Annotated in this window: 9 protein-coding genes and 3 rRNA genes; 9 read left to right on the forward strand and 3 right to left on the reverse strand. The window is 67.4% G+C overall.

Features of this window, described 5'->3' with window-relative positions; translation table 11 throughout:
* Nucleotides 1-473: 473 nt before the first annotated feature.
* The 3 genes from VYL96_RS04020 (at nt 474) to rrf (ending at nt 5,656) form a co-directional block, all read left to right on the forward strand.
* Nucleotides 474-1,991, forward strand: a 16S ribosomal RNA gene (locus VYL96_RS04020).
* A gap of 353 nt (nt 1,992-2,344) precedes the next feature.
* Nucleotides 2,345-5,444, forward strand: a 23S ribosomal RNA gene (locus VYL96_RS04025).
* Nucleotides 5,445-5,539: 95 nt separating this feature from the next.
* Nucleotides 5,540-5,656, forward strand: a 5S ribosomal RNA gene (rrf, locus tag VYL96_RS04030).
* Together the 16S, 23S and 5S rRNA genes form the textbook arrangement of a ribosomal RNA operon.
* 54 nt (nt 5,657-5,710) lie before the next feature.
* On the opposite strand, the gene malQ is transcribed toward rrf, so the two are convergent.
* Nucleotides 5,711-7,861, reverse strand: coding sequence for a 4-alpha-glucanotransferase (malQ, locus tag VYL96_RS04035; protein ID WP_243699692.1), 2,151 nt, complete (start codon nt 7,859-7,861; stop codon nt 5,711-5,713).
* 136 nt (nt 7,862-7,997) lie between these two features.
* Here malQ and VYL96_RS04040 point away from each other — a divergent pair, with 136 nt between their 5' ends.
* The 3 genes from VYL96_RS04040 (at nt 7,998) to VYL96_RS04050 (ending at nt 13,074) form a co-directional block, all read left to right on the forward strand.
* On the forward strand, nt 7,998-9,209 hold the full coding sequence (locus VYL96_RS04040) for an acetyl-CoA C-acetyltransferase (RefSeq protein ID WP_131885767.1): 1,212 nt from the start codon (nt 7,998-8,000) through the stop codon (nt 9,207-9,209).
* 37 nt (nt 9,210-9,246) lie between these two features.
* Complete coding sequence (locus VYL96_RS04045; RefSeq protein ID WP_061229317.1) at nt 9,247-11,436, forward strand: 3-hydroxyacyl-CoA dehydrogenase NAD-binding domain-containing protein; 2,190 nt, start codon at nt 9,247-9,249, stop codon at nt 11,434-11,436.
* A 111-nt stretch (nt 11,437-11,547) separates the two neighbouring features.
* Entirely contained in the window at nt 11,548-13,074 is a 1,527-nt protein-coding gene (locus VYL96_RS04050; RefSeq protein ID WP_243699693.1) for a calcineurin-like phosphoesterase C-terminal domain-containing protein, read from the forward strand.
* A gap of 88 nt (nt 13,075-13,162) precedes the next feature.
* On the opposite strand, the gene VYL96_RS04055 is transcribed toward VYL96_RS04050, so the two are convergent.
* Nucleotides 13,163-14,323, reverse strand: coding sequence for a MalY/PatB family protein (locus VYL96_RS04055; RefSeq protein WP_243699694.1), 1,161 nt, complete (start codon nt 14,321-14,323; stop codon nt 13,163-13,165).
* Nucleotides 14,324-14,382: 59 nt separating this feature from the next.
* On the reverse strand, nt 14,383-14,970 hold the full coding sequence (locus VYL96_RS04060) for a hypothetical protein (RefSeq protein WP_131885769.1): 588 nt from the start codon (nt 14,968-14,970) through the stop codon (nt 14,383-14,385).
* 167 nt (nt 14,971-15,137) lie between these two features.
* Between VYL96_RS04060 and VYL96_RS04065 the strand changes: the two genes are divergently transcribed.
* The 3 genes from VYL96_RS04065 (at nt 15,138) to VYL96_RS04075 (ending at nt 20,410) form a co-directional block, all read left to right on the forward strand.
* Nucleotides 15,138-16,604, forward strand: coding sequence for an MFS transporter (locus tag VYL96_RS04065; protein WP_131885770.1), 1,467 nt, complete (start codon nt 15,138-15,140; stop codon nt 16,602-16,604).
* Nucleotides 16,605-16,670: 66 nt separating this feature from the next.
* Complete coding sequence (locus VYL96_RS04070) at nt 16,671-18,914, forward strand: molybdopterin oxidoreductase family protein (protein WP_456237602.1); 2,244 nt, start codon at nt 16,671-16,673, stop codon at nt 18,912-18,914.
* Complete coding sequence (locus VYL96_RS04075; protein WP_131885771.1) at nt 18,911-20,410, forward strand: FAD-dependent oxidoreductase; 1,500 nt, start codon at nt 18,911-18,913, stop codon at nt 20,408-20,410. Before VYL96_RS04070 ends, VYL96_RS04075 begins: the two co-directional genes overlap by 4 nt.
* Nucleotides 20,411-20,438 lie beyond the last annotated feature (28 nt).

The following is a 20,438-nucleotide window of genomic DNA, read 5'->3' on the forward strand; positions in this document are numbered from 1 at the left end:
GGCGACACTTCGACGTCGTCTCGCTGGAACAAGCCGACACCGGTTGACAGCCATGAGCGCCTGACCAGGGAAAAGGCACCGGATTTGGCTTTGCAGACAGGCCCGTGTAACTTTATCGGAGCCGCCAGGGAGCGGGGCCGGAACGAGAAGAACCGGCTCGGCGAGTTGGGGGCGGGCCAGAGTGGGAAGTGGTTCACCCGGTTTGACTGGGGTGGGCGAGTGACTTACTCTGGAGGAGTTGCCTCGAAAGGGGCGGCGATCACCCCGGATGCTGTTCGGCCGTCTGGTCGGGTGTGCGGATGGTGTGTGGGTGTTGTTTGAGAACTCAACAGTGTGTTTTGTTTGTGATAGTGCCAAATTTTTTGTTTGGTTGCGACCCTTTCACATCCCTGTCGTGGGGGTCGCGTTTTTTGGAACAGCCAGTTTTGGTTGTTCTGTTGCTTGGATTGTGCTTTTCGTAGTGCTGAGAAGCTTTTATGGAGAGTTTGATCCTGGCTCAGGACGAACGCTGGCGGCGTGCTTAACACATGCAAGTCGAACGGTAAGGCCCTTCGGGGTACACGAGTGGCGAACGGGTGAGTAACACGTGGGTAATCTGCCCTGCACTTCGGGATAAGCCTGGGAAACTGGGTCTAATACCGGATATTCAGCTTCTGCCGCATGGTGGTGGTTGGAAAGTTTTTCGGTGCAGGATGAGCCCGCGGCCTATCAGCTTGTTGGTGGGGTAATGGCCTACCAAGGCGACGACGGGTAGCCGGCCTGAGAGGGTGATCGGCCACACTGGGACTGAGACACGGCCCAGACTCCTACGGGAGGCAGCAGTGGGGAATATTGCACAATGGGCGAAAGCCTGATGCAGCGACGCCGCGTGGGGGATGACGGTCTTCGGATTGTAAACCCCTTTCAGTAGGGACGAAGCGCAAGTGACGGTACCTGCAGAAGAAGCACCGGCCAACTACGTGCCAGCAGCCGCGGTAATACGTAGGGTGCGAGCGTTGTCCGGAATTACTGGGCGTAAAGAGCTCGTAGGCGGTTTGTCGCGTCGTCCGTGAAAACTCGGAGCTTAACTCCGAGCTTGCGGGCGATACGGGCAGACTTGAGTACTACAGGGGAGACTGGAATTCCTGGTGTAGCGGTGAAATGCGCAGATATCAGGAGGAACACCGGTGGCGAAGGCGGGTCTCTGGGTAGTAACTGACGCTGAGGAGCGAAAGCATGGGTAGCGAACAGGATTAGATACCCTGGTAGTCCATGCCGTAAACGGTGGGCGCTAGGTGTGGGGTCCTTCCACGGATTCCGTGCCGTAGCTAACGCATTAAGCGCCCCGCCTGGGGAGTACGGCCGCAAGGCTAAAACTCAAAGGAATTGACGGGGGCCCGCACAAGCGGCGGAGCATGTGGATTAATTCGATGCAACGCGAAGAACCTTACCTAGGCTTGACATATACAGGACGACGGCAGAGATGTCGTTTCCCTTGTGGCTTGTATACAGGTGGTGCATGGTTGTCGTCAGCTCGTGTCGTGAGATGTTGGGTTAAGTCCCGCAACGAGCGCAACCCCTGTCTCATGTTGCCAGCACGTTATGGTGGGGACTCGTGAGAGACTGCCGGGGTCAACTCGGAGGAAGGTGGGGATGACGTCAAATCATCATGCCCCTTATGTCTAGGGCTTCACACATGCTACAATGGCTAGTACAGAGGGCTGCGATACCGTGAGGTGGAGCGAATCCCTTAAAGCTGGTCTCAGTTCGGATTGGGGTCTGCAACTCGACCCCATGAAGTCGGAGTCGCTAGTAATCGCAGATCAGCAACGCTGCGGTGAATACGTTCCCGGGCCTTGTACACACCGCCCGTCACGTCATGAAAGTCGGTAACACCCGAAGCCGGTGGCCTAACCCCTTGCGGGAGGGAGCCGTCGAAGGTGGGATCGGCGATTGGGACGAAGTCGTAACAAGGTAGCCGTACCGGAAGGTGCGGCTGGATCACCTCCTTTCTAAGGAGCACTCACCACACTGTTGGTGTGGTCAGAGTCTAGTGCCGGTAGCGGTCCCGTTCGTGGGCCGGCCGGACGCTCAATTGGGTGGAACACTATCGCTTAAGGACCCGCGGTGACCGCAGGGTATGCAGACTCAGGATCTGCGTGCCGGCGTGAGTGTGGTCCGGGACGAAACACACTGTTGGGTGTCTGAAACAACACCGTCTGACCCTGAGAGGGGTTGGGTTGTTTCTGGTGGCACTGATTCCCGATACACCTGATGCGGTCTATGGACCTTAGGGTGTGGGTGGGGTTGGTGTGTGTTGTTTGAGAACTGCACAGTGGACGCGAGCATCTTTAATTGTTTGTGAATGTAAGTGTGTAAGAGCACACGGTGGATGCCTTGGCACCAAGAGCCGATGAAGGACGTAGTAGGCTGCGATAAGCCTCGGGGAGCTGCCAAACGAGCTGTGATCCGAGGGTGTCCGAATGGGGGAACCCAGCACGCGTGATGGCGTGTTACCCGCATCTGAATACATAGGGTGTGTGGAGGGAACGCGGGGAAGTGAAACATCTCAGTACCCGCAGGAAGAGAAAACAATAGTGATTCCGTCAGTAGCGGCGAGCGAACGCGGAGGAGGCTAAACCGCATGCGTGTGATACCCGGCAGGGGTTGCGTGTGTGGTGTTGTGGGGCGCGATGTCCTTGGTTCTGCCGGACCGGGCGCCGATTGACCGTGGGTTAGGGGAACGACTTGGAAGGGTCGACCGGAGAGGGTGAGAGTCCCGTACCTGAAAACTGTGCGGCGGGGCGATTTGTGTACCCAAGTAGCAGCGGGCCCGTGAAATCTGCTGTGAATCTGCCGGGACCACCCGGTAAGCCTGAATACTCCTTGGTGACCGATAGCGGATTAGTACCGTGAGGGAATGGTGAAAAGTACCCCGGGAGGGGAGTGAAATAGTACCTGAAACCGTGTGCTTACAATCCGTCAGAGGCCTTTTGGGCTGATGGCGTGCCTTTTGAAGAATGAGCCTGCGAGTTAGTGGTATGTCGCGAGGTTAACCCGTGTGGGGAAGCCGTAGCGAAAGCGAGTCCGAATAGGGCGTTGTTAGTGGCATGCTCTAGACCCGAAGCGGAGTGATCTACCCATGGCCAGTGTGAAGCGACGGTAAGACGTCGTGGAGGCGCGAACCCACTTAGGTTGAAAACTGAGGGGATGAGTTGTGGGTAGGGGTGAAAGGCCAATCAAACTCCGTGATAGCTGGTTCTCCCCGAAATGCATTTAGGTGCAGCGTCGCATGTTTCACCTCGGAGGTAGAGCTACTGGATGGCCGATGGGCCCTACAAGGTTACTGACGTCAGCCAAACTCCGAATGCCGAGGTGTGAGAGTGCGGCAGTGAGACTGTGGGGGATAAGCTTCATAGTCGAGAGGGAAACAGCCCAGATCGCCGGCTAAGGCCCCTAAGCGTGTACTAAGTGGAAAAGGATGTGGGATCGCTGAGACAGCCAGGAGGTTGGCTTAGAAGCAGCCACCCTTGAAAGAGTGCGTAATAGCTCACTGGTCAAGTGGTCCTGCGCCGACAATGTAGCGGGGCTCAAGTACACCGCCGAAGCCGCGGCACTCACACGTATATCCTCCTCCGGGCAGGTGTGTGGGTGGGTAGGGGAGCGTCGTGTGGCCATAGAAGCGCCGGAGTGATCCAGGTGTGGAGGCCACACGAGTGAGAATGCAGGCATGAGTAGCGAATGACGAGTGAGAAACTCGTCCGCCGGATGACCAAGGGTTCCTGGGTCAAGCTAATCTGCCCAGGGTGAGTCGGGACCTAAGGCGAGGCCGACAGGCGTAGTCGATGGACAACGGGTTGATATTCCCGTACCCGTGTATGCGCGCCCATGGTGAATCAGTGATACTAACCGCCCAGAACCACCTAGAGACACTTCGGTGTACGTGGTGGGGATGCGCGGGACCTGATCTGGTAGTAGCCAAGCGATGGGGTGACGCAGGAAGGTAGCTGGGCCAGTCAGTGGTTGTACTGGTGTAAGAGTGTAGGCCGTGACAACAGGCAAATCCGTGTCACATTAAGGCTGAGACTTGATGCGTACCCGTTGTGGGGAATTCAGTGATCCTATGCTGCCGAGAAAAGCCTCTAGTGAGTTCATACACGGCCCGTACCCCAAACCAACACAGGTGGTCAGGTAGAGAATACCAAGGCGATCGAGAGAACTGTGGTTAAGGAACTCGGCAAAATGCCCCCGTAACTTCGGGAGAAGGGGGACCACGCCCGGTGAACACCCTTTGCGGTGGGAGCTGGGGGTGGTCGCAGAGACCAGAGAGAAGCGACTGTTTACTAAAAACACAGGTCCGTGCGAAGACGTAAGTCGATGTATACGGACTGACGCCTGCCCGGTGCTGGAAGGTTAAGAGGACCGGTTAGCCGCAAGGCGAAGCTGAGAATTTAAGCCCCAGTAAACGGCGGTGGTAACTATAACCATCCTAAGGTAGCGAAATTCCTTGTCGGGTAAGTTCCGACCTGCACGAATGGCGTAACGACTTCTCTGCTGTCTCGACCACAGACTCGGCGAAATTGCATTACGAGTAAAGATGCTCGTTACGCGCGGCAGGACGAAAAGACCCCGGGACCTTTACTATAGCTTGGTATTGGCGTTCGATTCGGTTTGTGTAGGATAGGTGGGAGACTGTGAAGCATGCACGCCAGTGTGTGTGGAGTCGTTGTTGAAATACCACTCTGATCGTATTGGACGTCTAACCTCGGCCCATGATCTGGGTTAGGGACAGTGCCTGGTGGGTAGTTTAACTGGGGCGGTTGCCTCCCAAAGAGTAACGGAGGCGCCCAAAGGTTCCCTCAGCCTGGATGGCAATCAGGTGTTGAGTGCAAGTGCACAAGGGAGCTTGACTGTGAGACTGACACGTCGAGCAGGGACGAAAGTCGGGACTAGTGATCCGGCACCGGCATGTGGAAGCGGTGTCGCTCAACGGATAAAAGGTACCCCGGGGATAACAGGCTGATCTTCCCCAAGAGTCCATATCGACGGGATGGTTTGGCACCTCGATGTCGGCTCGTCGCATCCTGGGGCTGGAGTAGGTCCCAAGGGTTGGGCTGTTCGCCCATTAAAGCGGCACGCGAGCTGGGTTTAGAACGTCGTGAGACAGTTCGGTCTCTATCCGCCGCGCGCGTAAGAAACTTGCGGAAGGCTGTCCCTAGTACGAGAGGACCGGGACGGACGAACCTCTGGTGTGCCAGTTGTTCCACCAGGAGCATCGCTGGTTAGCTACGTTCGGAAGGGATAACCGCTGAAAGCATCTAAGCGGGAAGCCTGTTCCAAGATGAGGTTTCTCACCACCTTCGCGTGGTTAAGGCCCCCCACAGACCATGGGGTTGATAGGCCGGAACTGGAAGCGCAGCAATGCGTGCAGGTGACCGGTACTAATCGGCCGAGGACTTACACACAAACACCTTTTTACGAGATCGACCCGCGTCCACTGTGCAGTATCTGAAACAACACACCCACACCAAAAGCGTGTGTGGGCCTTGTTTCACAGAGTTACGGCGGCCATAGCGGCAGGGAAACGCCCGGTCCCATTCCGAACCCGGAAGCTAAGCCTGCCAGCGCCGATGGTACTGCACTCGCGAGGGTGTGGGAGAGTAGGACACCGCCGAACACAACTTCACAACGCTGGAACCCCCGAACCAACGGTTCGGGGGTTCCAGCCATTTCAGCGGCCCACCACCACAGACATCACGCGACGCGCCAACGCCGAATCCACGAGCCCCTCGAGGCTGACCAAACGGCCATCGGCGTCCGTCAACGGCACCCGCCAATTCGGATACTCATCCGACGTACCCGGCATGTTCACCGGGCGGCGATCGCCCACCAGATCCGACACCGACACCGCCACGAGCAACGACGGCGCAGCCGCCACGAATCGGTGAAGTGCCACCACCAGATCATCCGGGGAATCGCCCTCGAGAAGATCCCGATCGCGGACCTCCTTACGGAACGCCTCGATCTCGGCCGCCGCGGACCGACGCTCCTCCTCGACGTCGCCGGTGAGCTGGCCGAGCTCTTCACGAACATCCACGTGGACGAGATCGACATACCCCGCCGTCGGGGGAAGATCATGCGTCGTCACCGACGCCATACACAGGCGGCGATACTCCTCCGGCGGAACCGGCTCGTCGTCACGCTTCTCGAACCACATCACCGACGTACCCAACACCCCGAGATCGGACAACGTCTCCCGCACCCCCGGAGCCACCGTGCCCAGGTCTTCACCGACCACCACGGCGCCGGCCCGCGTGGCCTCCAACGCGAGGACACCGAGCATGGCCTCGTGGTCATACCGGACATACGTCCCCTCGGTGGGCGGAGCGCCCTCAGGAATCCACCACAGGCGGAAGAGCCCGAGGATGTGATCGATACGCACCCCACCGGAATCCCGGAGCGCGGCGCGAACGATGTCGCGGAATGGCGCGTAACCCTCCTCCGCCAGAGCATCCGGTCGCAGCGGCGGCTGCGACCAGTCCTGACCCAGCTGGTTGTACGCATCCGGCGGCGCGCCCACCGAGACGCTGCGGGCGAGCGACCGGTTCAGAGACCACGCATCCGCCCCGGTCGGATGGACGCCGACCGCCAGATCGTGGAGGACGCCCAGCCGCATACCGGCTCCGACCGCCTCGCTCTGCGCAAGCCCCCGCTGCTGCGAGACCTGCCACTGCAACCACTCATGGAAACGGACCTCCTCCGCGTGCTCGGTGGCAAAGCGCGCGACGGACTCCGAGTCCGGATCCCTCAGCTCCTCCGGCCACTCGCTCCAGTCAGGCCCGTGCTCGCCGGCCAGTGCGCACCACGTGGCGAACCCCCTCAGCCCCGGCTGTTCGACGGCGAACCGGTCGAACGACTCAGAGCGTCGCGGCGAGAGCGGAACGGCGAAGAGGAGGCGCAGTGCCTCCAACTTCGCGGACCACGACGCGTCCCGGTCGATGGTGTCCTTCTCATTGGATTCCGCTGCCTCCCGCGCGAGCGCATCGACCCGCGCGCGATCAGCGGCGGGTAGCTCCGCGTACTCGGGCACCAGCTCCGGACGTAGGTACAGGGGAGAGGCGAAACGGCGGGTCGTCGGCAGGTACGGCGACGGACCGACCGGCGGGTACGGCTCGCCGGCATGCATCGGATTGACCAACACGAAATCCGCGCCCGTCTCCCGGCCGGCCCAGCCGCAGAGGTCGCCGAGGTCGGCGAGATCCCCGACGCCCCACGACTGCCGCGAACGCACCTGATAAATCTGCGCGGCCAGGCCGACGGCCCTGCGCTCTTTCAGGCCGCGGGGGACCGGGATCGTCGGCGGGTAGACGAGCAGGGTGCACTCACTCGACTCGGGTTCGCGGTCCGGAACCTCCACCACGGCGGAGACGCGATGCCATCCCGCGGGCAGCGCGGCCGGCACCTGGAGCGTCACCCGTTCGACTGTGACGCCGTCGACCTCACGGGCTGCCCGTGGCTCATCGCGGGGGAGCAGGGTCACCGGGACATCCGTGTCCTCGAGCAGGACCGACACGGTCACCTTCGCGCCGTGCGGGACATGGACCGGGCACCCTATGGCGGTGCCCTGACGTGCCACCAGAGACGGCGGCAGAACACGCCGCCAGGGGCGCACGCGAACGGCCGCCAGGGCCTCGTGTTCCGAAACGCCGAGCTCGTCGTCGTCGTCGACAGCAACCGGTACGCCCATCGCGGCGAGCACCGCGCGCACAGTGCGGGCGGGGATCTCCCGGTGCACGCCCTGCGCGTCGTCATAACTCGTGGCGACCCCGCACACCTCGGCGAGCTCGGCCAGGACAGGGGAGACGATGTCATTCGCAGTCACGCGGTCCACTGTGCCACCGGCCGCGCAGTCGACGCGCCGGTCGACGGAAACGGACCACACTCCGCGAAGCGCGGCCGCACCACGTAGCCTGACGGAACACGAACCTGTTCGCCCAGAGAAAGAGCGTGGCCCACCCATGACCGAGGCATTCATCTACGACGCCATCCGGACACCGCGAGGTAAGGGCAAGCCCGGCGGTGCCCTACACGGGGTCAAGCCGATCGACCTGGTGGTCGGCCTCATCGAGGAGACGCGCCGTCGGTTCCCCGATCTCGACGAGAACCGCATCTCGGACATCATCCTCGGCATCGTCACCCCCCTCGGTGACCAGGGGATGGACCTGCCCCGCATCGCGGCCCTGGCCGCCGGCATGCCCGACACGGTCGCCGGCGTGCAGATCAACCGCTTCTGTGCCTCCGGGCTGACGTCCATCAACATGGCCGCCCAGAAGATCCGCTCCGGATGGGACGAGGTCGTCTTCGCCGGTGGGGTGGAGTCCATGTCCCGCGTCCCCATGGGCACCGACGGTGGCGCCTGGGCGATGGACCCCGCCACCAACTACGACACCTACTTCTCGCCCCAGGGCATCGGCGCCGACCTCATCGCCACCCTCGAGGGCTTCACCCGCGAGGACGTGGACCGCTACGCCGAGCGCTCGCAGCGACTCGCCGCCCGGGCCTGGGAGGAGGGCCGGTTCGCCAGGTCGGTCGTGCCCGTCAAGGACATCAACGGCATCACCATCCTCGACCACGACGAACACATGCGACCCGGCACCACCGTCGAGGCGCTCGCCGGGCTCAAGCCCTCCTTCGCCATGGTCGGCGACATGGGCGGGTTCGACTCCGTCGCGCTGCAGAAGTACCACTGGGTCGAGGAGATCAACCACGTCCACCACGGCGGCAACTCGTCCGGCATCGTCGACGGCGCCGCCCTCGTCGTGGTGGGCTCCGAGAAGGCCGGGCAGGAGATGGGGATGACCCCGCGCGCCCGGGTCGTCGCCGCCGCGACCTCGGGGGCCGACACCACCATCATGCTCACCGGACCCACGCCGGCGGCCAAGAAGGCGCTCGCCACCGCCGGCCTGACCCCCGACGACATCGACCTGTGGGAGCTCAACGAGGCCTTCGCCTCGGTCGTGCTGCGCTTCCAGAAGGACATGGACATCCCGGACGAGAAGCTCAACGTCAACGGCGGCGCCATCGCCATGGGCCACCCGCTGGGCGCCACCGGGGCCATGATCACCGGCACGGTGCTCGACGAACTCGAGCGCACCGGCGGCAAGCGCGCCCTCATCACGCTCTGCGTGGGTGGCGGCATGGGCGTGGCCACCATCATCGAACGCGTCTGACCCACCGACACCACAGCGATACAGGAGTACAGAACCAGTGAGCGACAACATGTTCCGGTGGGAGCAGGACGGCGACGGCATCGTCACCCTCACCATGGACGACCCCGACCACGGCGCCAACACGATGAACACCCGCTTCATCGACGACTTCTCCGCCACGGTCGACCGCATCGTGGCCGAGAAGGACTCCATCAAGGGAGTCGTCCTCACCTCCGCCAAGAAGAGCTTCTTCGGCGGCGGCGACCTCAAGTCCATGATCAAGGCCGGCCCCGAGCAGGCCGAGGAGCTCTACGAGCGGTCGATGGGTATCAAGGGCCGCATGCGTGCCCTCGAGACCTGCGGCGTGCCCGTCGTGGCCGCGATCAACGGCGCCGCCCTCGGCGGCGGCCTCGAACTCGCGCTCGCGTGCCACCATCGCGTCATGGCCGACGCCCGCGGCGCCAAGGTCGGACTGCCCGAGGTCACCCTCGGCCTGCTGCCCGGCGGTGGCGGCATCGTCCGCACCGTCCGGATGTTCGGCCTCGCCCAGGCCGTGCCCAACATCCTCATGTCCGGCCGTTCCTTCGCGCCCGACAAGGCCCTCAAGGCCGGGCTGGTCGACGAGGTCGTCGAGCCCGAGAAGCTCATCGACGCCGCCAAGGCATGGCTCGCCACCGACCCCGAGCCCACCCAGCCGTGGGACCGCAAGGGCTGGACTCTGCCCGGCGGCACGATCGACGACCCCGCGCTGGCGGGCGTCCTGCCGTCTTTCCCCGCCAACATGCGCAAGCAGACCAAGGGCGCGCCCGCCCCTGCGCCGCGCGCCATCATGGCCGCCGCCGTCGAGGGCTCCCAGGTCGACTTCGCCACCGCCGAGAAGATCGAGGCGCGCTACTTCGTCTCCCTCGTCACCGGCCCCATCGCGAAGAACATGATCCAGGCGTTCTTCTTCGACATGCAGCACTGCTCCTCCGGCGGCGCCCGCCCGAAGGCGGCCGACGGCTCCGAGATCCCGCGCACCCGGTTCACCAAGGTCGGCGTCCTCGGCGCGGGCATGATGGGCGCCGGCATCGCCTACGTCTGCGCCAAGGCCGGCATCGAGGTCGTCCTCAAGGACGTCGAGCAGGCCTCCGCCGACAAGGGGAAGGCGTACTCCGAGAAGCTCGAGGCCAAGGCCCTCGAGCGGGGCCGAACCACGCAGGAGAAGTCCGACGCGCTGCTGGCCCGCATCACCCCGACCACAGACCCGCAGGCGCTCGCCGGCTGCGATCTGGTGATCGAGGCGGTGTTCGAGTCGCCCGATCTCAAGAAGAAGGTCTTCCAGGAGATCGAGGACATCGTCGCGCCCGACGCGCTGCTCGGCTCCAACACCTCGACCCTGCCGATCACCGACCTGGCCACCGGCGTCAAGCGGCCGGAGGACTTCATCGGCCTGCACTTCTTCTCGCCCGTCGACAAGATGCAGCTCGTCGAGATCATCTGCGGGGAGAAGACCACGCCGGAGACGCTGGCCAAGGCCATCGACCTGACGCTGCAGATCCGCAAGATCCCGATCGTCGTCAACGACTCGCGAGGCTTCTACACCTCCCGCGTCATCGGCACCTTCGTCAACGAGGCGATCGGCATGCTCGACGAGGGCATCGAACCGTCCACCATCGAGCAGGCCGGCCGGATCGCCGGCTACCCGGCGGCGCCGCTGCAGCTCTCCGACGAGCTGAACCTCAACCTCATGGTCAAGATTCGTCAGGCCACCCGCGAGGCCGAGGAGGCCGCGGGCAGGGAGTACGTGCCCACCTCCTCCGACCGCGTCGTCCTCAAGATGGTCGAGGAGCTCCAGCGGTCCGGGCGCGCCGCCGGCGCCGGATTCTACGAGTACGCCGACGGCAAGCGCGGCGGACTGTGGCCGGGCCTGCGGGAGGCGTTCAACACCTCTCCCGACAACGCCCCGCCGCTGCAGGACCTGATCGACCGCATGATCTTCGCCGAGGTGCTCGAGACGCAGAAGTGCGTTGACGAGGGCGTGATCACCGACGACGCCGACGCCAACATCGGCTCGATCATCGGCATCGGGTTCCCGGCGTGGACCGGCGGCACCCGCCAGTACGCCAAGAACTACTCGGAGCCGGGCGCCAAGGAGGCCTCGGGCTACAAGGGTTTCGTCGCTCGCGCGGAGGAGCTGGCCGCGAAGTACGGCGAGCGCTTCGCTCCGACCGAGTCGCTGAGGAAGCTGGCGGCAGACCAGGGCTGACGCCCGCATCCCACCGGCTCAGGCTGTCGTCCACCCCCGTTCGCCGTCCCCTCGAAGGGCACGGCGGGCGGGGGTGTCGCGCATGCACCTAGACCCTCTGCCCGCCGCGGCGTGAAACGCGAGCAGGGGCGCTACGAACTGCCGGCCACCGACAACTTCACCGCCTTCGTCACCCAGCCCGCAGGCTGGCAGGTGCCAGTCGACGAGCAGAAGGTCGCCCAGTTCAGCTACAACCACCTGCCCGAGGGCTCGCCGGAGCTGCGCTTCGGCGGGCTGAAGCCGACCGGCGATCTACCCGCGGCGGTGAACTTCCCGCTCGCGAAGTCGGCCGCGACCGCCGATCCGAGGCAGTCCTGCCCGATCGCCTCCGACACCCAGACCTACGACATGGAGGAGGTCGGGTACGCGAGCCGCGGCGTGCCCGCCGACCTCGCGGCCCGCGACGACTACGCGGGCTGCGGCATCCTGCTCCTGGGCGACAACGTCGGCGACGACCTAAGCCTGAACCAGCCCGTCAAGGACCTCTACGCCGACGCGAACGGTCCCGTGCGTGCCATCCCCGGTAACCACGACATGGACTTCGACGCGGCCGACGCCACCCACTCCGTCGACACCTATCGCCGCGACTTCGGCGCGCCGTACTACTCCTACGAAGTGGGCGACACCCACTTCGTGGGTCTGTTCAACATCGTCTACAACGGTCAGAAGGCCGACGGGTCCAACGGCGGCTACGCCGAGGCCCTCACGCAGGAGCAGCTCGACTGGCTGCGTAACGACCTGCAGCACGTGGAGCGTCAGAAGAACATCGTCGTGGCCGCGCACGCGCCGATCGTGGACTACCGCGGTGTCACGACCGACAACGCGAGTGCGCTGTACGAGATCCTGGCCGATTATCCCAACGCGGTGACGGTGGGCGGTCACACCCACACGCTGGAGCATCTGTTGGCGGGTGACTCCAGGCAAGAGTGGATCGATGCCGGGATCCCCGAGTTGACCCACGACCAGCTCGTGGCCGGCGCGGTCTCCGGCTCGTGGTACTCCGGCGAGCTCAATGAGAACGGCGTCCCCTACTCGTACACGTCCGACGCCGCCGAGCCCGGTGTCTTGACCATCGAGTTCGACGGACACGAGCGCTCCGAGTACTACACCGTGCGTAACGAGTCGGCCGACCGCCAGTTCTTGACAGGGATCAACAGCCCCGCGTGGCGGGAGTGGGCCGAGGTCTACCAGCAGTGGAAGGACGACGGGGAGCAGGGTGAGGCTCCGGCTCCCGTGGCGACCGACTCCGTCAGCACCGCGGACGTGAGCACGGGCGCGGCGTGGCTGGCGGCCAGCTTCTTCGGCGGATCCACGGACGCCAGCGTCCGGGTGTCTGTCGACGGGGGCGAGCCCGTCGCCGCCGAGCACACCCAGCCGGCGACCGGCGAGGCCCTCAACGTGGGCTGGGAGTACACCGAGACCGTCTCGGGGACCCACAACCTCATCGCCGACGCCGCACTGGGCCGGTCGAGCTCGCACCTGTGGCGGATCGCGCTGCCCTCCGATCTCGAGCCGGGCGAGCACACCGCCCAGGTCTCGGCGACGGACCGATACGGACGTAAGCACAGGACGTCGTTCGCCTTCACGGTGACGGGCTGAACGTTCGGTGGAGTTTTCCTCTGGCGGCGGGGCCACGGCCCCGCCGCCGAAGGGGCGCGGACCCGCTGACACCGCGCCCGGGCAGACCTCAACCGCGCTCGGCCGCGACCCGCCCCATACGGGTGAACGCCTCGGAGAGAAGCTCTTCGGAGCAGGCGAAGTTCACGCGGGCGAATCCCTTGCCCTGGGAGCCGAACGCCGGGCCCGGGCTCAGCGCGACCCGACCCTCGTCCAGGAACGCGGCGGCGGGGTCGTCGCCGAGGCCCGGGTACCCGCGCAGATCGATCCACGCGACGAACCCCGCGTCAGGCCGCCGCCACCGCGCACGGGGCAGATGCTCGGCCAGCAACCGCTCCATGAGGTCGAGGTTGGAGGACAGAGCGGCGCGCATGTCGTCGAGCCAGTCGAGGGACTCGGTGAGGGCAACCTCGGCGGCGAGGGCGCCGAAGTGCCCCACTGCTCCGGACAGAGCCGAACGCGGCACCGCGAACTTCTCGGGATTGCCGTTGACGACGAACGCGCACTTCAACCCTGCGAGGTTGAACGCCTTGGACGCCGACGAGATCGCCAGGCCCACCTCGCGCGCGGTTTTCGATACGGCGAGGAACGACACGAAGTCGACTCCCGGCATCGCCAGGGGCGCCCAGATCTCGTCCGAGACCACTACGGCGTCGTGCCGGGCGGCGATCTGGGCGAGCTCGGCCAACTCCGCCTGCGAGTGGAGGACGCCCGTGGGGTTGTGGGGGTGACTCAACAGGACCGCCCGGGCCCCGCCCGCCAATGACTGCTCGATGCCGGTCAGGTCGAGGCGCGGGTCCTCGCCGCCGTGACCGATCAACGGCACCGCGACCGGTGACATCCCCACCCGCCGGATCCACGGCCCGAACGGCATGTACACCGGCGGCGTGTACACGACGCCGCTCCCGGCCGGCAGGATGCGCGATAGCGACTCGCGGACGCCGACCCCCACGTCGTTGACCGGGACCACGGTGTCCTCCGGCACCTCGTACCCGAAACGCGAGTAGTACCGCGCGCACACCCCGGCCAGCCGCTCGATCTCCGTGAAGTACCCGGTGTCCCCGTCGGCGACGGCGGCGGCGAGACGATCCCGGATCGCGGGGGCCAGCAGGACGTCGGTCTCGGCGACGAACAGCGGCAGCACGTCCTCCGGGTACGCCTGCCACTTCTGGCTCCGGCGCCTGCGCAGGACGGACTCGGGTACATCCAGGGGGAACGGCACGTGGGGCATCCTTCTCATCCGGGGGCGAGCGGAACCCTCAGGCTACTCAGCCGTGGCGGCCACGCTCGTCAGCTCCCGGGAAGGATCCCCGGCGCCACCCATACGTCGGCATCCGGTGACTGCCTGCCGAGCGGCATCATCGTTGAGTAGGTGGTCCCGGATCCGGTGGGGATGAAGATGCCGCCGGAGGTGTAGTCCCAGCCCATCTCGTAGGCGATGCGGTAGCCGGTCTGATAGGCGGCCCCGGCCCAGGGGTCCGACGAGCCGTGCCACACGTCGGTGAGGAGGGAGAACCGGCGAAGCTCGGCGGCGGATCCATCCGGTGCCACCTGCCAACACCGCACACCCGCCAGGTTCCAGTAACCGTCGCACCAGGTGGGAGAGTCCGCCGGGGCCCGCGAGACCACGCGCATGGCATTTGGCCCCAGCTCCCAGAACCCCGGCTGGTCGGGGCCGGTGGTGGACTGGGTGTCCACGTACCGCGCGTCGGCCGGGATCGGCGCGGGCGGTGGAAAGGGCGCCCGCCATGTCTCCAGGGGGTGGGCCCCGGTCTGCTGCGCAGAGGCTGCGGGCACCGGACCCGTCATGAGGGCGAGCGCGGCGGACACCACGGTGACGAGGCGGGCGGTGACGCGGGATGTGACGCGGGAGGACATGCCTCAGTCCACCACGGCCGACGCCTCCTCACAGGCCGAACGCCCACACGTGAGTACACCGTGACGGGACCGTCACCACGAGTAGCGCAGGGGAAACAGCCCGTTCCTACGGTTGCCCGCACGGGGCACCGGACAGGGGAGCCCACCGGCGGGGAGGGGCCACGCACATGACGCGCTCACGCACGATCGAGAACTGGGATCCGGAGGATCGGCACCAGTGGGAGTCCGGCGGCAGACGCGTCGCCGTACGCAACCTCTACTGGTCCGTGTTCGCCGAGCACGTGGGGTTCTCGGTGTGGACCCTGTTCGCGGTGATGGTGCTGTTCATGCCCGAGGACGTCTACGGCCTGGACGCGCCGGACAAGTTCCTCGTCTCCGCGGTGGTCACCCTCACCGGCGCGTTCCTGCGCATCCCGTACACGCTGGCCACCGCCACGTTCGGCGGGCGCAACTGGACCATGTTCTCCGCGTTCGTCCTGCTCATCCCGGCCGGCGCGATGCTGTGGATCATGGCCAACCCGGGTCAGCCGCTGTGGCTGTACCTGGTGGTGGGCGCGCTCGCCGGCCTGGGCGGGGCCAACTTCGCGTCGTCCATGACCAACATCAACGCCTTCTTCCCGCAGCGCATGAAGGGCTGGGCCCTCGGCCTCAACGCGGGCGGCGGCAACCTCGGTGTGGCCACCATCCAGGTGGTGGGGTTGGTGGTGATCGCCGCCGCGGGTAACCGATCGCCGCACTGGGTGATCGCCGTGTACCTGGTCCTGCTCGTCGTGGCCGGGATCGGCGCGGCGCTCAAGATGGACAATCTCGGCCACCAGACAGTCGACGTGGCGAGCATGCGCGACGTGGCCACCGACCGCGACGGCTGGGTCCTGTCACTGCTCTACATCGGTACCTTCGGCTCGTTCATCGGCTTCAGCTTCGCGTTCGGGCAGATGCTCACCATGACGTTCACCGGCAACGGCGAGTCACCGGCGGACGCCGCGCTCCACGCCGCGCAGATCACGTTCCTCGGCCCGCTGCTCGGTTCGCTGACCCGGATGCTCGGCGGGCGCCTGGCCGACCGGTTCGGTGGCGCGCGGGTGACGCTCGTGACGTTCCTGGGCATGGCCGTCACGACGGTCGCGCTGATCGTCACCTCGAGCATGCAGGCCTCGAACGGCGGCAGGCTCTCCGGCGGCGCGCTCGTCCTGTTCTTCGCGGCGTTCCTCACCCTGTTCGCGCTCACGGGGATGGGCAACGCGTCCGTCTACAAGATGATCCCCACCGTCTACGAGGCCCGCAGCAGGGGCCTGGACCTGCCGGAGGCGGCGCGGGCGGCGTGGTCGCGCGCCCACTCGGGAGCGTTGATCGGAGTGGCCGGCGCCGTCGGGGCCTTCGGCGGCTTCCTCATCAACATGACCCTGCGCAGCTCATACCAGTCATCGGGATCGGCGACGGCGGCGTTCGTGGTGTTCACCGTCTTCTACGTGGTGGCGGCCGTGATCACCCGGGCCGTGTACCTGCGCCGCCCGGCCGCCGCGCCCGCGCCGGTGGCCACCGGGACGTCGCCTGTCGGGGCGGCCGGGTCGTCGCGGGTTGGCACTGCCGGCGCCTCGCCGGGTGGGGCTGAGCCGGTGCCCGCCGCGCGCTGACCGCCGCGCCTGTGTCCCCGCCCCCGCCGGGGCGCGGCGAGTGGTCACAAGTGCCGGTCTGCGCGTGTGCCGACCTGGGACGACGTGGTTGGGTTCGACCACTCGCCGGCAGGCCGCGGCGGCGGCGCGACGAGAAACGACGAGTACGACGACGAGGAGATCACCATGACGAGCGTCGACACCCCCCGGGTGACGCCGGACCGGCCGGGCATGCAGGAGCCCGAGCGACCCGGCCACACCCACTGCCCGTACTGCGCGCTGCAGTGCGCGATGAACGTCACGCCCACCGTGGGCGGCGCCGCCGAGGTGACGCCCGAGTGGTTCCCCACCAACCGCGGCGGACTGTGCCGCAAGGGCTGGACCGCCGGCGACCTGCTCGGACACCCGGACCGGCTCACCACCCCGCTCATCCGGCGCGACGGGCGGCTGCAGCCCTGTGACTGGGACACCGCCCTGGACCGGGTCGTCGACGGGATCCGGAGCGCGCAGGCGGCCGGCGGGCCGGACGGCGTGGCGGCCTTCGGCGGCGGCGGACTCACCAACGAGAAGGCCTACCAGCTGGGCAAGTTCACCCGGCTCGCGCTGGGCAGCCGGCTCATCGACTACAACGGCCGCTGGTGCATGTCCTCCGCAGCCGCGGCCGCCAACCGCAGCTTCGGCCTCGACCGCGGGCTGCCGTTCCCCGTCACCGACCTCGATGACGCCCGGGCCGTCCTGCTCATCGGCGCCAACCCCGCCGACACCATGCCGCCGTTCCTGGCGCACCTCGGCACCGCGGCCGCGGCGGGCGGGCTCATCGTGGCCGACCCGCGGCTCAGCGCGACCGCGCGGCGCGCCCTCGACTCCGGCGGTGTGCACCTGCGCCTGCGCCCCGGCACGGACGCGGCCCTCGCGCTGGGGCTGCTGCACCTCGTCGTCGTCACCGGGGCCGTCGACACGCGGTACCTCGCCGCCCGCACCACCGGATTCGAGGACGCGTGGGCGCACGCCGCCGCGTGGCTGCCGGAGCGCACCGAGCGCGTCACGGGGGTCTCCGTCGCCCTCCTCGAGCGGGCGGTGCGGCTCCTCGCCGACGCCCGCGACGCCGGCGCCGGCAGCTACATCCTCACCGCCCGCGGTGCCGAACAGCACGCCGACGGCACCTCCGTGGTGGGAGCGGTGATCGCGCTGGCCCTCGCGTTGGGCCTGCCCGGTCGACCGGGCGCCGGCTACGGCACGCTCACCGGCCAGGGCAACGGGCAGGGCGGCCGCGAGCACGGGCAGAAGGCCGACCAGCTCCCCGGGTACAGGATGATCACCGATCCCGACGCCCGCGCCCACGTCGCCGCCGTGTGGGGCGTGGACCCCGAGCAGATTCCCGGCCCGGGTCTGTCGGCGTTCGAACTGCTCGACTCGCTCGGACAGCCCGGCGGACCCACCGCGATGCTCCTGCACGCCTCCAACCCGGTGGTCTCCGCGCCGGACGCCGACCGCGTCGCCGAGCGGCTGCGCGCGCTCGACACGCTGGTCGTGGCCGACTTCGTCCTGTCGGAGACCGCGGCACTCGCCGACGTCGTGCTGCCCGTGCCGCAGTGGGCCGAGGAGGAGGGCACGCTCACCAACCTCGAGGGCCGCGTCCTGCGGCGCCGCCGGTCGATCACCCCGCCGGCCGGCGCGCGTGACGAACTGTGGATCTGGCACGAGCTCGCCCGCCGCCTGGACCGCGGGCCCGAACGCTTCCCGACCGACCCGCGCGCGGTGTTCGACGAACTCGCCCGCGCCTCGGCCGGCGGCAAGGCCGACTACTCGGCCGTCGACTGGGACCGCCTCGACGCGGGGGAGGTGCTGCACTGGCCGTGCGGCGCCGACTCCCCGGGCGGCACCCCGCGACTGTTCCTCGACCGGTTCGCCACTCCCGACGGTCGCGCCCGCTTCGTGATCGACGCACCGCGGACACCGGCCGAGCCGACCGACGCCACGTACCCACTGCTCGCGACCACCGGGCGGCTGCTCGCGCACTACCAGTCCGGCGCACAGACCCGCCGCGTGGGCGAACTCGCCGCGGCCGAACCGCGGATGTGGGTGCAGGTCCACCCCGTCGTCGCCCGCGCGGCCGGGCTGACCGACGGCGCCGCCGCGCGCGTGGTCTCGCGGCGCGGCTCGGTCGAGGCCGAGGTCCGCTGCGACGAGGACATGCGCACCGACACCCTCTTCCTGCCGTTCCACTTCGCCGGCGCGGGGCGGGCCAACCTGCTCACCCTGCCCGAGCTCGACCCGCACAGCCGGATGCCCGAGTTCAAGGTGTGCGCGGTGCGGCTGGAGGCGGCGTGAGCGCGGCCGCGGTCCGGCGGGCACCCCGCCGCGTGGTGATCGTCGGCGCGGGGATGGCCGCCGCGCGCCTCGCCGAGGAACTGCGCGCGGGCGAACCGGACCCGGCGAGGCTCGCGGTGACCGTGCTCGGCGCCGAGGCGGAGGAGCCGTACAACCGCATCATGCTCTCCCACGCCGCCGCGGCCGGGCGCGCCGCGGCCTCCGGCGCTGCCGGTGGCGCCACCCCGGTGGCGCGGCTCAAGCCCGCCGGGTGGTGGGACCGTCACGACATCACCCTGCGCACCTCGACGCCCGTCGCGGCGATCGACCGCGTCACGTGCGAGGTCGAGCTCGCGGGCGGCGAGCGGGTCGGCTACGACCACCTCGTCCTGGCCACCGGGGCCGCGCCCCGCATCCCGCCCGTCGACGGCATCCGCTCACCCGGCGGCGGCCTCGCGCCCGGCGTGTTCACCCTCCGGGACGCCGCGGGTCAGAGAGCGCTGACCGCTCATCTCGCGGCCCACCCGGGGCCCGTCGCGATCGTCGGTGCGGGCTTCATCGGTCTGGAGGTCGCCTGCGCACTGGCCGCGGCCGGGCACGACGTCGTCGTCGTCCATCCCCGCGCCTGGCCCATGAACGGCTGCCTCGACGCCGGCGCCGGCGCCGTCCTGGTCCGCTCCCTCGCCGCGCTCGGCGTGCGGACGGTGACCGACGCGCGCGCCACGAGCTGGGACGGGGCGACGTTGAGACTCGACGACGGCGAGGTGCGCTGCCGCACGGTCGTCCTCACCGCCGGGTCCGCGCCCCTGGCGGACCTCGCGCGTGACGCCGGGCTGGAGGTGGGCCACGGCGTGATCGTCGACGACGAGCTCACCACCAGCGATCCCGCGATCAGCGCGATCGGCGACTGCGCCCAGCACCGAGGCGTCGTCAGCGGCCTGGTGGCCCCGGCATGGGACCAGGCCGTCGTGCTGGCCGCGCGACTGAGCGGCACGGACCCCGGCGCCCGGTACTCCGGCGGCACCCGGGTCACCAGGCTCAAGGCGCACGGGCTCGACGTGGTCGCGTTGGGCGAACTCGCCGGGGACGTGTACGGCTCGGCGGGTGGCGACGACGCGGCCGTCGAGGTCACCACCCTGTGCGAACCCGCGCGCGGCCGGTACGCCCGCGTCGACGTGGTGGCCGGCCGCGTGGCGGGCGCCGCGTTGATCGGCCACCCCGAACCGATCGGCATCCTCACCCAGCTGTACGAGAACTCCCTGCCCGTGCCGGACGACGTGGTGTCGGTGATACTGGGGCGCGCCGAGGCGGTGGCCGCTCAGACGCCGTCGACCATGCCCGCCGCCGCGGTGGTGTGCCGCTGCAACGGGGTCAGCAAGGGCGACCTCGTCGCGGCGTGGACCGACGGCGCCCGCGACCGCGACGCGCTGGCCGAGAGCACTCGCGCCGGGACGGGCTGCGGCGGCTGTTCGGCGGCCGTCGACGGGATCTGCGGCTGGCTCGCGGCGGCGGGGTAGGGCCCGGTGGAAGACGTGAGGAACAGAG

The organism is Dietzia maris (genome assembly GCF_036287335.1).
GTDB classification, from domain to species: Bacteria; Actinomycetota; Actinomycetes; order Mycobacteriales; family Mycobacteriaceae; genus Dietzia; species Dietzia cinnamea.

Bases quoted from the DNA above. Each gene is read 5' to 3' on its own strand.
- VYL96_RS04040 (WP_131885767.1), top strand. From the start codon at position 7,998: ATGACCGAGGCATTCATCTACGACGCCATCCGGACACCGCGAGGTAAG.
- VYL96_RS04055 (WP_243699694.1), bottom strand. From the start codon at position 14,323: ATGCCCCACGTGCCGTTCCCCCTGGATGTACCCGAGTCCGTCCTGCGC.
- VYL96_RS04060 (WP_131885769.1), bottom strand. From the start codon at position 14,970: ATGTCCTCCCGCGTCACATCCCGCGTCACCGCCCGCCTCGTCACCGTG.
- VYL96_RS04065 (WP_131885770.1), top strand. From the start codon at position 15,138: ATGACGCGCTCACGCACGATCGAGAACTGGGATCCGGAGGATCGGCAC.